General features: G+C 58.3%; 11 protein-coding genes and 1 tRNA gene. 3 read left to right on the plus strand and 9 right to left on the minus strand.

Going from position 1 to position 13,528, the window contains the following annotated elements:
- Positions 1-71 precede the first annotated feature (71 nt).
- The 5 genes from ABLN87_RS15245 to ABLN87_RS15265 form a co-directional block, all read right to left on the minus strand.
- On the minus strand, positions 72-2,579 hold the full coding sequence (locus ABLN87_RS15245) for a GcvT family protein (protein WP_353011592.1): 2,508 nt from the start codon (positions 2,577-2,579) through the stop codon (positions 72-74).
- Positions 2,580-2,748: 169 nt separating this feature from the next.
- Positions 2,749-4,155, minus strand: coding sequence for an FAD-binding oxidoreductase (locus ABLN87_RS15250; protein ID WP_353011705.1), 1,407 nt, complete (start codon positions 4,153-4,155; stop codon positions 2,749-2,751).
- An 81-nt stretch (positions 4,156-4,236) separates the two neighbouring features.
- A complete protein-coding gene (gene ggt, locus ABLN87_RS15255; RefSeq protein ID WP_353011594.1) occupies positions 4,237-6,030 on the minus strand; it encodes a gamma-glutamyltransferase in 1,794 nt (597 codons plus the stop codon).
- 112 nt (positions 6,031-6,142) lie between these two features.
- A complete protein-coding gene (locus ABLN87_RS15260) occupies positions 6,143-6,532 on the minus strand; it encodes a GFA family protein (protein ID WP_353011595.1) in 390 nt (129 codons plus the stop codon).
- An 18-nt stretch (positions 6,533-6,550) separates the two neighbouring features.
- Complete coding sequence (locus tag ABLN87_RS15265) at positions 6,551-7,537, minus strand: 2-hydroxyacid dehydrogenase (RefSeq protein ID WP_353011597.1); 987 nt, start codon at positions 7,535-7,537, stop codon at positions 6,551-6,553.
- A 177-nt stretch (positions 7,538-7,714) separates the two neighbouring features.
- Here ABLN87_RS15265 and ABLN87_RS15270 point away from each other — a divergent pair, with 177 nt between their 5' ends.
- The 3 genes from ABLN87_RS15270 to ABLN87_RS15280 all read left to right on the plus strand — a co-directional run bounded on the left by ABLN87_RS15270 (position 7,715) and on the right by ABLN87_RS15280 (position 9,455).
- The gene (locus ABLN87_RS15270; RefSeq protein WP_417750406.1) at positions 7,715-8,197 is read left to right on the plus strand and encodes an SH3 domain-containing protein; all 483 of its coding nucleotides are present in this window, start codon (positions 7,715-7,717) and stop codon (positions 8,195-8,197) included.
- Positions 8,198-8,298: 101 nt separating this feature from the next.
- Positions 8,299-9,288 (plus strand): NADPH:quinone reductase, encoded by a 990-nt coding sequence (locus tag ABLN87_RS15275; RefSeq protein WP_353011599.1) that lies wholly within the window; start codon positions 8,299-8,301, stop codon positions 9,286-9,288.
- Positions 9,289-9,380: 92 nt separating this feature from the next.
- Positions 9,381-9,455 (plus strand) — tRNA-Gln (locus tag ABLN87_RS15280).
- Positions 9,456-9,638: 183 nt separating this feature from the next.
- On the opposite strand, the gene ABLN87_RS15285 is transcribed toward ABLN87_RS15280, so the two are convergent.
- From ABLN87_RS15285 to ABLN87_RS15300, 4 genes are all read right to left on the minus strand, one after another.
- On the minus strand, positions 9,639-11,267 hold the full coding sequence (locus tag ABLN87_RS15285) for a recombinase family protein (protein ID WP_353011601.1): 1,629 nt from the start codon (positions 11,265-11,267) through the stop codon (positions 9,639-9,641).
- Positions 11,267-11,692 (minus strand): DUF2924 domain-containing protein, encoded by a 426-nt coding sequence (locus tag ABLN87_RS15290; protein ID WP_353011603.1) that lies wholly within the window; start codon positions 11,690-11,692, stop codon positions 11,267-11,269. The genes ABLN87_RS15285 and ABLN87_RS15290 overlap by 1 nt, the downstream gene beginning before the upstream one ends.
- On the minus strand, positions 11,689-11,943 hold the full coding sequence (locus tag ABLN87_RS15295; protein WP_353011605.1) for a DUF3489 domain-containing protein: 255 nt from the start codon (positions 11,941-11,943) through the stop codon (positions 11,689-11,691). Before ABLN87_RS15295 ends, ABLN87_RS15290 begins: the two co-directional genes overlap by 4 nt.
- Before the next feature lie 474 nt (positions 11,944-12,417).
- Complete coding sequence (locus tag ABLN87_RS15300; RefSeq protein WP_353011607.1) at positions 12,418-13,383, minus strand: linear amide C-N hydrolase; 966 nt, start codon at positions 13,381-13,383, stop codon at positions 12,418-12,420.
- Between the last annotated feature and the right edge of the window lie 145 nt (positions 13,384-13,528).

Raw genomic sequence — 13,528 nt, forward strand, 5'->3', positions numbered from 1 at the left:
AGCCTGCTGAAGCAGGCTTGCCTCCGGCGGAGGCATGGGGCGCTGAAGGCGCCCCATTCTTCTTCGACCGCTCAGCCGTCCTTGCGGATGGTTTCGTTCTTCGGGTCGTAGGGGCTGTCGCAGGTCACGACTGCATCCCACAGCTTGTCCTGCATCTTGACCCGCAGCTTGGTGCCTTCGACCGCCAGTTCAGGCGTCACATAACCCATACCGATGGATTTCTCGAACGCCACCGAGTAACCGCCCGAGGTCAGACGACCCACGCGTGTGCCTTCCGGCGTATAGAGCGCCTCGCGGCCCCACGGGTCGGCATCTTCCGGTCCGTCGATCAGCAGAGTGCAGCATTTCACGCGCACGCCGGTCTCTTCCAGCTTGGCCTTACCGTAAAAGTCTTTCGACAGGTCGACAAAGCGCGGCAGGTCGGCTTCCAACGGGGTCGCGTCGCGTCCCAGTTCGGTACCGAAGGCGCGATAGGATTTCTCCTGTCGCAACCAGTTCTGGGCGCGCGCGCCGACCAGCTTCATACCATGCTTCTCACCCGCCTTTTCCAGCAGATCGAACAGGTAGTTCTGCATTTCGATCGGGTGGTGCAGTTCCCAACCCAGCTCACCGGTATAAGCCACACGGATCGCGTTCACAGGGCACATACCCAGTTCGATCTGACGCGCCGACAGCCAAGGGAAGCGCTTGTTGGACAGAGCGGTTTCCGGATCGGCGTCCTTGATAACCTCTTTCAGAACGTCACGCGACTTGGGCCCGGCAATAGCGAAGACGCCCCACTGAGTGGTCACGTCCTGGATCTCGATGTAACCGAACTCCTCCATCTTGTCCTCGGCCGCCTTGCGCAGGTAGTCGGCGTCATACTCGGTCCACGCACCGGCAGAGACGATGTAGTAATTATTCTCGCCATTGCGAACGATGGTGTATTCGGTGCGGGTGGTGCCGTGCGAGGTCAGCGCATAGGTCAGGTTGATGCGTCCGACCTTGGGCAGTTTGTTGCAGGTGAACCAATCCAGGAACTGGGTGGCACCGGGGCCTTTGACGACATGCTTGGTGAAGGCCGACGCATCGATCAGGCCAACGCCTTCGCGGATCGCTTTGGCCTCTTCGACCGCGTACTGCCACCAACCGCCGCGGCGGAAGCTGCGGCTTTCCTTATCGAAATTGTCCGCTGCATCCAGCGGGCCATAGTAGTTCGGACGTTCCCAGCCATTCACCCAACCAAACTGCGCACCGCGCGCCTTCTGCCTGTCATAGGCCGGAACGGTCCGCAGCGGACGGCAGGCCTCACGCTCTTCGTCGGGGTGGTGCAGGATGTAGACGTGCTCATAGCACTCTTCGTTCTTGCGCGCCGCGAACTCGGTGGTCATCCAGTTCGACGAGTAACGCTTGGGATCCAGCGAGGCCATGTCGATCTCGGCTTCGCCATCCACCATCATCTGCGCCAGATAGTAGCCGGTGCCGCCAGCGGCAGTGATACCAAACGAGAAACCCTCGGCCAGCCACATGTTGCGCAGGCCCGGAGCCGGACCAACCAGCGGGTTGCCGTCCGGGGTATAGCAGATCGGGCCGTTGAAATCGTCTTTCAGGCCAGATTCAGCGCAAGAAGGAACACGCTCAGCCATCGCCATGTACTGATCGGCAATCCGATCCAGATCCAGCGGGAATAGATCCGCGCGGAAGCTGTCTGGAACGCCGTGTTCAAACTGCGCAGGCGCGCCATGTTCGTAGATGCCCAGAATCCAGCCGCCGCGTTCTTCACGCGCGTAGGATTCATTGTCGGCGTCACGCACAACCGGGTGCTCGGGGTTGCCCGCTTCGCGCCATTTGACCAATTCAGGGTCCTTGTCCATGACGATGAAAGTGTGCTCGACCGGGATCGCGGGCATCTTGATGCCCAGCATCTTGGCGGTGCGTTGCGCGTGGTTGCCCGATGCGGTCACGACATGCTCAGCTGTGATAACCACCTGCTCGCCTGACGGGATGAGGTTGCCACCCTTTTCGACCATCTTGGTGCAGGTGACTTCCCAATGGGTGCCGTTCCAGTGGAAGGCGTCGGCCTGCATCTTGCGAACAATATCGACGCCCCGCTGACGGGCCCCTTTTGCCATCGCCTGCGTGACATCGGCAGGGTTAATGTAGCCATCTTCAGTGTGGTAAATCGCACCTTTCAGGTCTGAAGTTTCGATCAGCGGCCAGCGTTCCTTAATCTGGTCGGGGGTCAGCCACTCGTACGCAACATCACAGGTTTCCGCTGTGGACGCGTAGAGCATGTATTCATCCATACGCTCCTGCGTCTGCGCCATGCGCAGGTTGCCAACCACAGCGAAGCCGGCGTTCAGGCCGGTCTCTTCCTCAAGCGTCTTGTAGAAATCGACCGAGTATTTGTGGATGTGGGTCGTTGCATACGACATGTTGAACAGCGGCAGCAGGCCCGCCGCGTGCCAGGTCGAGCCCGAGGTCAGCTCATCCCGTTCGATCAGCATCACATCGTCCCAGCCTGCTTTGGCCAGATGATAGGCAATCGAGGTGCCGACGGCACCGCCGCCAACAACCAGTGCTTTGACTTGGGTTTTCATAACCGGGCGTCTCCCCTTGAATTCAGTTGACACCATATGGCGCAGTTCAGGGGGGCAGCGCGACATTCATCCGACCGGTGATAAGAAAAAAACGACCCGCAGATGAATTCAAGGTCGAAAAACGGCCATCGGCCGCCTCGGCTCGGCCACTGTCTGGGCCTCAATCCAGCTACTGGCTCGGAACAATCTTTCCGGGGTTCATGATGTCGTATGGGTCCAGCGCAGCTTTGATCGCCGACATGTACTGCGTTGCCGCCCCAAGCTCCTTGACCAGATAGGGGCGTTTGCCCTGCCCGATCCCGTGTTCGCCGGTGCAGGTGCCGTCCATCGAAATTGCCAGGTCGTTCAGCCAACTGACAAATTGATCAGCATTGGCAACTTCGGCCTGATTGTTCATGTCGATCAGAGGAAGAGTGTGGAAGTTCCCATCACCAACATGGCCAACAATCGGGGCGATCAGACCAAGTTCTGCGGCCTTGTCCTGCGCTGCGCCAACCGCCTCGGCCAGCCGAGAGATCGGAACGCAAACATCTGTTGATATGCCTTGTGCGCCAGGGCGCAATTGCAAGCAGGCCCAGTACATATCATGTCGCGCCTGCCATAGTTTGTTGCGTTCTTCGGTTGTGGACGTTGCCGCAAAGTCCACGCCACCAAATTCGCCTGCGATGTCACCGAAGGTCGCCGCCTGTTCGGCAGCCCCGTTTTCTGAGCCATGGAATTCGAGCAACAACAGGGGTGTTTCAGGCAGGGTCAGGCCGGAATAGGCGTTGGCTGCACGAACTGACATCTCGTCCAGCAATTCGATACGCGCAACCGGGATGCCGTATTGGATGGTCATCATTACGGCCTGACACGCGGCATCAACACTTGGAAAGGAACAGCGGGCCGAGCTGATCGCCTCGGGGATGCCATGCAGGCGCAGGGTGAGTTCGGTGATGATGCCCAACGTCCCTTCCGCCCCAATCAGCAATCGGGCCAGATCATAGCCCGCGGATGATTTTTTGGCACGATTGCCGGTTCGGATCACCTGCCCGTCAGGCATGATCGCCTCAAGACTCAGTACATTGTCCCGCATTGTGCCATAGCGCACCGCATTGGTGCCCGAGGCGCGTGTCGCGGCCATACCACCAAGCGAGGCATTGGCCCCCGGATCTATTGGGAAAAACAAGCCCTGATCACGCAGATGGGTATTCAGGTCCTCACGGGTTACGCCCGGCTGAACAACGCAATCCAGATCGCCGGCATTGACGGCGATCACCTTATTCATCTGCATCAGGTCCACGCACACTCCCCCCGCAGGCGCATTCACATGCCCTTCCAGCGAGGTGCCGGTGCCGAAGGGGATCACGGGCACTTTATGCGTCGCGCAAATCGTGACGATTTCGGATACTTCAGCCGTTGAGGCGGGAAAGACCACCGCATCTGGGCTCTGATTGACGATCCAGGTCGTGGTATGACCATGCTGTTCGCGGATCGCGCCCCCGGTTTGCAGCCGGTCGCCAAATCGTTGTTTCAGAATTCCAACTGCGGTTTCAATCCCAGCTTCGTTGCGCGGCAAAGCTGTCGCCTGCACCATATCCAACCCCTGTTCATCAAACGGCATTCAGGCCTTTTAGCTATGACTAAAAGGCCTGAATGATCCGTACAAGCCCCTAGCTTATTCGCCTAACGCAATCCCTTCGCGCCGTGGATCCGCGCCACCGCTCAGCTGCTCGCCGATCTCGATGGCATGCAAGCCCGAGGTCAGGTCACGCGGGCTCACTTCGAATCCCAATGTGGTCAGGGCGTCCACATAGCCCTCGGCTGCGGTGCCCAATTCCACATCATAAGTGCCGAACCGGTTGACCAGATGCGGCAGGGACACCGCCTGTTGTACGTCCATTCCCCAATCAGCCCAGGCAATGATCGATTTGGCCACATAGCCGATAATCCGGCTGCCGCCGGGTGATCCGATGGCCAGAACCGGGGCACCGTCCTGCATCACAATGGTTGGGCTCATGGACGACCGCGGACGCTTGCCCGGCTCCAACCGGTTAGCGATGGGAACACCGTTGTTATGAGTTCTGAACGAGAAATCCGTCAGTTCGTTATTGAGCAGGAAACCGTTGGTCATCAAGCGCGAACCAAAGCCGTTTTCGATGGTTGTGGTCATCGACAAAACATTGCCATAGCTGTCCACAATCGAGATGTGCGAGGTCGAGGGCAATTCTAGCGAAACATCGTCCGCCCAGTTTGCCGCGTGATCGAAGGCGGGGTTGCCGGGTGCAACATCGATCAACGCGCTCTCGGCGTTCAGCAGATCGGCACGTTCTGCCAGATAGGCTGGATCAACCAGACCTTCGGTTGGCATCGGGACAAAATCGCTGTCGGCCATGTACCGCCCCCGATCAGCAAAGGCGAGGCGTGAGGCTTCACCGATCAGCCGCCAGGCTTCGACACTTTCTGGCCCCATCGCCGCCAGATCATAACTGTCCAGCATGCCCAGGATTTGCCCAACGGTCAGTGCTCCGGATGACGGCGGCCCCATGCCGCACACCTCGTAAGAGCGATATGTGGCGCAAACGGGTTCACGCTCGATCACCTGATAGAGCGCCAGATCAGTGCCCGACAGAACACCCGGGTTCCCCGGGGCAGTTCGAACCGTGTTCACGATCCCCGCCGCGATATCACCGCCATAGAACCCTGCAGCCCCGTCCGCTGCCAGTACACGCAGCGTTTCGGCATAGTCGGGGTTCATCAACCGAAGGCCTTGCTGCAACGGTTCACCACCCGGCAAGAAGTATTCTGCCGCAGCAGGGAAACGTGCCAATCGTTCAGCATCATTGGCAGCCAGCGCGGCAAGGCGCGGCGAGACCAGAAACCCCTCATCCGCCAATCGGATGCCATCGGTAAACAACCCCGGCCAAGGTGACCGCCCCCAGCGGCGATGCGCCTCTTCCAGCAGCGCGGGCGTTCCAGGCGTGCCAACGGATAGCCCGCCGACTACCGCATCAAAGAATTTGAGGGGCTCGCCGTTTTCGTCATGAAACAGTGTTGGCGTTGCCGCCAGCGGCGCAGTTTCGCGCCCGTCCAGGGTGGTCATCTGATCCGAGGCTGCATCGTACCAAACCAAGAAGGCCCCGCCGCCCAAACCCGATGACTGCGGCTCGACCAGACCTAGCACAACTTGCACTGCGACCATGGCATCGGCCGCCGATCCTCCGGCGCGCAAGATCTTGCCCCCGGCCTCGACTGCCAGCGGATTAGCAGCAGCAACCATCCAGTTTTCGGATTGTACCGGAACACCAGCCAGTTTCGCCTCGACGGCTGCGATGACCTCCTCGGTCAAGGCCTGAACCTGCCCTTCTGACGCCCCTTCGGGCGCAACTGCATCTGCCGTTTCCTGCGCAAAAGCAGGCGCCGTGAACGCAAACGTTGAAACAACGAGCCCTGAAATTCGACCGAAACGCATCTTATCCTCCAATTCTACTATTGCTTTCAACACTGTACAGACGACCGGAAAGCCGCAATCAAAGGTTGATATCGCACAAACCAACGGCAGAGTTCCGCCGTATCAGGTCTTGTCAATCCGAACCAGCATCCACACGATCCCTGTCGTATCGCTGCAGGCCATCAAATTCCGGCAGCCAGCTTTCACGCCGGATCGCCCAGCATTCGTAGCTTGGTTTGAACTGATCGACCTCATCAAAACTACCCAGGTGCACCTCTACCTCGTCATCTGTTTTGGCAAACACCGGCGACCCACAGACCGGGCAAAAAAAGCGCCCCTCGTAGCTGCGAGTTTCCCCGCTGATCTGCACACAATCATGGCGAAAAATGGCGGCAGCATAGAGCAAGGCACCATGATGCTTTCGGCAATCAAGGCAATGACATAAACCAACCCGCAGCGGAGGGCCCTTGGCAGTGACCCGCACCACGCCACAGCGGCAACCGGCTTTATGGACCTCGGTCACTGGCCAACCTCCAAAACCTCATAGCATAGCGGGCACAACCTGATCCGGTGGGCGGTGCCCATCTTCGAACGTCTTGATGTTGATAATCACCTTCTCGCCCATCTCGATCCGCCCTTCCAGCGTGGCCGAGCCCATATGCGGCAACAGGACGACATTCGGCAATTGCCGCAGACGCGGGTTCACATCGGTGCCGTGTTCATAGACATCCAGACCCGCTCCAGCGATCTCGCCCGCGCGGATCATGCGGGTCAGGGCGTTTTCATCGACCACTTCACCGCGAGAAGTATTCACGATCACGGCCGAGGGTTTCATCAGCTTCAAACGCCGCGCATTCATCAGATGAAAAGTAGATGGGGTCGACGGACAATTGACCGAGATCACATCCATCCGTGCCACCATCTGGTCCAGGCTTTCCCAATAGGTCGCCTCCAGCGCCTGTTCGGTCTCGGGCCGTAGGCGGCGGCGATTGTGATAATGCACCTGCATCCCAAAGGCACCGGCGCGGCGCGCAACCGCCTGCCCAATCCGGCCCATGCCCAGAATGCCAAGGCGCCGACCGCCGATCCGACCACCCAGCAGGGCCGTCGGGGCCCAGCCTGCCCAATCTCCCTTTTGCATTACGCCCAGACCCTCGGGAATGCGCCGCGTGACCGCTAGAATCAGCGCCATTGTCATGTCGGCTGTATCGTCGGTCAGAACACCTGGCGTGTTCGACACCAGGATGCCGCGCTGACGGGCAGTCGCCACATCAATATTGTCAACACCGGCACCATAATTCGCAATCAGACGCAGTTGATCCCCCGCCTGCCCCAATACACCGCCATCGATCGTGTCGGTTACGGTCGGCACGAGCACATCCGCCTCTTTCACGGCTGCCACAAGATCATCCCGGGTCATGGGCGTATCATCATCGCGCAAACGGACATCGAACAGCTCACTCAGCCGCGTCTCGACCGCTTCGGGCAACCGTCGCGTTACAACAACACTCAGACGTTCACTTGGCACCTCGGCCCTCCCACTGCTTTGCATTCACGCGCGCTCCGTGGCATCGTGGCTCAGGATAAGGCGGGGCACAAGAACCCCAAAGGCATTGAGTCGACCTTTTTTCGAAAGCAGATCAACAGGCACAAGAGCAGGCAGTCAGTGAGTGGTCCTCTACCGGTGAAACGCCGTTGTTTGGCGATCCTAACCGCGTTCCTCGTAGCGCTCAGTCCCATTGTGGCCGCCGCAGAGGACAATCGCGGCCAGGTTACGAATCTGCCCCTGCCCCGTTATGTCTCGATGAAAGCAGCCGAAGGCAATGTCCGCCGGGGTCCGTCGCTGACCCACCGCATCGACTGGGTCTTCAAACGGCGTGGGATGCCCCTGCAAATCACGGCGGAATATGGAAACTGGCGCAAGGTCCAGGACCGCGACGGTGCGGGCGGCTGGGTTCACTATGCGCTGCTGTCTGGCGTGCGCACGGTGCTGATCGAATCCGAGATGTTGCCCGTATACGCCCGACCCGACCCCAACGCCCCCATCAACGCCCATTTCGAAACCGGCGTGGTTGCGCGTCTTGGCAGTTGTTCGCTGGATTGGTGCCGAATTTCCGCAGGTGGCTATCGCGGCTGGACACTGAAATCGAACCTTTGGGGCGTCGATCCCGCCGAGATCAGGGAATAGCTAGGCCACTTCCAGTGGGCTTAGCTTGGCACCTGTCAAAGGGAATCCTCTGGAACTCTGATCTAGCGCGGCTAAGCTGCCCCAAAGTCAGAGGAATCACCGTGAAAGCCATTACCTATTCCGCCTTCGGACCAGCCGAAGATGTGCTGAAGCTAGAGGATCTACCGCCTGAGGCACCGCAGCCCGGAGATGTCACAGTCGATCTGGCCTATTCCGGGGTGAACCCGTCCGACATCAAAGCGCGGGCCGGTGCCAGACCGGGCGTGACCAAACCGCCCTATCCTAAGATCGTGCCCCATAGCGATGGGGCTGGTATCATTTCCGCGGTCGGAGACGGCGTGCCCACCATGCGCATCGGGCAGCGGGTCTGGGTCTGGAACGGCCAGTGGCAGCGCCCTTATGGGACTGCGGCTACGCAGATCACTCTGCCCGCAGACCAGGCGGTGCCACTGCCCTGCTCTGTCTCGTTTCAAACGGGCGCTGTGTTGGGTATACCCGGGTTGACCGCCAGCCATGCGGTGTTCTCGGGCGGAGAAATCTCAGGCCAAACCGTGCTGATACACGGTGGTGCAGGAACCGTGGGTTACCTGGCCGTTCAGCTAGCAAAATGGGGTGGTGCCAAGGTCATAAGCACCGCAAACCCCCGCGATTTTGCCCGCGTGCAAGCGGCAGGCGCCGACACCGTGATCGACTATGCCGACGCCGATCTGGCTGAACACATCCTTGATGCAAACAAAGGCCAGCCGATAGATCGCATTGTCGATGTCGAGTTCGGCCAAAACGTTGAAACCAACATAGCCGTCATTTCCGAAAACGGTCGCATCAATGCCTTCGGCTCTGCCAAAGACATGACCCCAACACTACCCTTCTACCCGTTGATGTTCAAAGCAGTCACGCTAGAGGTCATTCTGATCTACCTGCTCCCCCACAAACTCCGCACCGCAGCGATCAAACAATTGCACACGGCACTTACGGATGATGCTTTGAAATGCCCCATTCAAGACGTGCTGCCTCTAACCGACTGCGCACAGGCCCACGATCTTGTCCAAGCTGGCCAGCGCAGCGGAGCCGTTTTGCTGGAAACGCGATGATGCATACGACGGATAAATTTTTAGGAGCCGGTTTTTTTGCCTAAAAACCTCTTGAACCCCGCCAGCAACAATCGTAGACAGCCGCTCACCGTTGGGGTGTAGCCAAGTGGTAAGGCAGCGGTTTTTGGTACCGTGTATCGTAGGTTCGAATCCTACCACCCCAGCCATGATTTTCCATTAGGTCACACACTGAATGTTTGGGCGCAGATTGTGTCTAATTTTCAGGGGCTTAGCTTTTGACGATTTGAGCTGAGACGCGAAGGTGAGCGCAACAATAGCCGATTTCCGGCCGCAGTCTCAGTTCGCGATTCCGACGGTACGAGTTTGGTGTGTTTGGAAAAGTCTGTCGATCAGAGCGCAGCGAACTGCTTGTTCTGATCTGACCAGATCGCTGGGAAGCCGGACTTGATCAAGTGATCCGTGGTCAGGCCGTCAGGTTGCTCGCCTGCAGCGATGGCATCCAGAATGTCAGGCGCCAGCATTGCGAGATCAACCACATCCTGAACGCGGCGTTTGGAGGTGCCTTCCGCCTCAGCGATTTCAGAGAACGTTCTGCCATCTATGATCATCGCCAACCAGTGGCGCGCCTTGATGATGTTGCAGACAAGTGTTTGATCGATCTCAGGCGGTGCATCGCCAAGATGCAGTTTCAGCTCCACACCTCTGCGGCGCATCTGGAATGGAGCTTCAATTGTTAGTTCCTCGGCATCAACCTGATCCGCTCTGCACTCGATCATCCGGGCCAGTGCCTGGAGGTCCAGCTGCACATTCAGGGACCCCTGTCGCAGATCTGCCCGCGCAATCAGGCCGAGGCATGTCCTGACAGACCGGCAATCTCTGAGGAGATCCACTGCTGAAGCAATCTCGGCCGCAGACATATCCCGTACCATTGATGTCACCGCGTTCGGTCGGCTTAGGTGTTGTCTGACCACTTCAGCCAGGAGGCATTCAAGTTGCTCTGCCGGCAGCCGCCACGCATCCGGATGCTTCTGACTGCGATCCGTCACCAGACGACCAGAGATATAGTACCGCAACCGCTTCCCATTTTTGCGACTATGGCTGGGCGTCAGCCGATCTCCGGTCTCATCATAGAGCTTTCCGGCCAGTGCTGATCGTTTTGCTTTCTGCTTAACGCCGCGCTCCCTTGCTGCGCCATCCGTCAATAGCTGCTGCACCCGCTCCCACACCGCCGGGTCGATGATGGCAGGATGCTGCCCCTCATAAATCTGACCCTTGTGTCGAATGCCACCAGCATAGATCGGATTGCTGAGCAAATGATGGATGTGTCCGCGGCCAAAGAACTTACCACCTGTCACGCGTCCACCCGGGCGTTCCCGTCTCCGGGACCGAAGCCCCAGTGCCTCCGCCTGCTCCTTCACATCCAGAATGGTCTGATGCTCCAGATAGAGATCGTAAAGCGTCCTGATCATCTCAGCTTCTTCTTCGTCGATTTTGAGCGTCCGGCCGTCAGCCTGATACCCAAGTGGAACGTTCCCGCCCATCCAAAGACCCTTGCGCTTCGAGGCGGCGATCTTGTCCCGGATACGTTCAGCGGTGACTTCCCGTTCGAACTGAGCGAAGCTGAGCAGCACGTTGAGTGTCAGGCGACCCATACTAGTGGACGTATTAAAGGACTGGGTAACGGACACAAAAGACGCGTCTGCCGCGTCGAGACGGTCGACCAGCTTTGCGAAGTCAGCAAGCGAGCGCGTCAGCCGGTCAATCTTATAAACAACAATCTGATCCACACGCTTGTCATCAACAGCCTGCATCAGTCGCTGCAGCGCCGGGCGGTCAAGATGGCCGCCCGAGATACCGCCATCGTCATAGTGATCCGGCAGTAATTCCCATCCCTCATGCTTCTGACTGGCAACATAGGCTTCACAAGCTTCCCGCTGGGCATCCAGCGAATTGAAGTTTTGCTCCAACCCCTCCTCCGAGCTTTTCCGCGTGTAAATGGCACAACGGATACGTTGCATCACCGAACCCCGAAGAAGCGCGGCCCGGACCAGTGCGCTCCGGTGATGTGCTTTGCTATGGCCGACAGGGACCGCCACGTTTTGCCGTCCATGACGAACCCGCGATCAACCACTTCAACCTGATAGGTACGTCCGTTCCATTCCCGCACCAGATGTGATCCCGGCTTCAGACTAGGAGGCGGCGTTTTTCCCAACGCGATTTGCTGCAGTTGGCGTTCTGTCTTCACCGACAACCCGCCCAATTCCCGGTTCTGCAACTCCCAAATCAGCACCCGCTTCATGAACTGTGGTGACAGGTGTTTCGGCGGAGGCCGATCGAACACGTCCCGCCACTGATCAAGGCAGCCAGAGCGGTCCAGGTTTTCGATGTCAGCGAGTACTTTCGTAAGATCGCGAATAGTAGAGCTTGCATCCTTAATGCTCACGCCTCCTTCACAATCCGATAGACCGTACCTTTGTCAGATCCTGATCGCTCAACAGTATGTCCCGCCTTGCGCATCATCGAAATCGCCGCGCGCGCAGAATGTGGTTGCCATCCAAAGGTGTTCTGCATCTGCGCAATCGTGGCACCGGCCTTGCGGGACAGCAGCTTCTGCAACTGTTGCTGACGCGTCAGGTTGTTCCGAACGGGTTTGGCGGGCGGTGTTTTGATTTCAGGATCTGATGAAGGTGTCATTGATATCTCCACTTTGCGGACACAGGCTGATCCTGCGCCCTGTACTGAGTGGAGCCCGGGTGCACCCGGGCGAATCTCGACCGTCGTCAGTACCGCTTCCTTGCGATCGGAAGTCCAGTTGTTTGCACTAAAGGGCGGGAAGCCGACGTTGGCTGCGGATGCGAGACCCACACTAGGCAGCCGATAAGCGGACGTTCAATATTCCAAAGCGATAAGTGGAAGCTTATCGCATTGATCGCGGCAATAGGTTTGTCGGAAGACCAGTGATTGGTCCAAGTCTCCGTTGTAATAGAGACGACTACGTCAATGGGTCGAAAGATAGACTGCGTGGTGAAGGCGATGCTGCAGTTGGCCCAGCGACCACTCAGAGCCCGACGTGACCGATACTGCAAGTTGTGTCAATGGCTGCACTACCAAGAGTGCGCCTTCGACAACCCGTCACTGATCTCGACTGCCTTGCTACGTTCTGTCTCCTCAGTCGCTACAAACCAACGCATTGAACTGCGCATTAGCGATGGGCCGGGCCAGTTCCAGGGGTAAGCCAATTGTGTCCGAGAAACCCTCCAACACTTCAGCAAGCGTTTCCGTCAACTGATCCCTATCAAGCGGTTGGAAACGTACTTCCATGTCCGAGGCCGGAAGGTTCCCCAGACTCTGCGCAAGTGGTGTTGGCATGCAGGAATAGTCGATCTCCGCCGTGTTAATGCGCCACTGCTGATCGCCGCCGGGCAGTCGGAACGCAATCACGCCTGTGCCCGGTTCGCCGACAATCTGCCAGCGTGTTTCCGGGTTCTCTACAGCCTCCAGGGCCGCAAACCCGTCCCGGGTGTCGACCGGCGCGTTATTCCGGGACGCCGACGCCGCAAAGATGAACCGTTCAAGGCTGTTGGGATTTGGCGTTTCCACACGCGTTGGTAGCGGTTCCGTCCCGCCGAAACCCGCATAGTTGGATAATGCCTCAAGCAGGTCGTCATAGCTGGAATTAGTGAGTGCGCGTATCGGCATATTCTCATCAACGCGGACGACCAGGCCGTTGGCTGTTGGCAGTAGGGCGGCAGTCCGTCCGGTACTGTCCCCAATAAAGTAATGGATGCGGCTCCAGGCTTGAACACTTGCATTCTGAACGAGGCGCACGGCATCCTCAACCATTGCTGCCTGGTCAAGCACACGCTGGATCAGTTCGAGTTCATTGACGATGTCACTGTCCGCCGCTTTTGGAAACTGGACCGCGTCATTCCACATCAGCGAAATGAACAGCCCGGCGGTGTTCATGCCCGCAGTCGGCATACCCGGCCCCATCTGGTTGAAGCTGACGCTTCCATAACGGCTCTTCCAGCTTGCCGTACTGAGGTCCACGATTGACGCACGCGTCGCACCTACGGGGTTGATAACGACATAGCCTGCGCCTGTCGCGGATGTGTCATAGCTGTAGGCGATCATTGGAGCGTCTCCTGGTCCAATCGCCAATGTTGAGCAGGCAATTGCTGCGGCAGGCAGAGCCCAAGCTGCTGTTGTCAGCGTCCATAAACGCGATGTTTTTCTGGGTTTACTGCGCTCGCTGATCTCCATGACATACTCGCTTTGT

This window comes from Ruegeria sp. SCP10, from assembly GCF_040329495.1.
Lineage (GTDB): Bacteria > Pseudomonadota > Alphaproteobacteria > Rhodobacterales > Rhodobacteraceae > Ruegeria.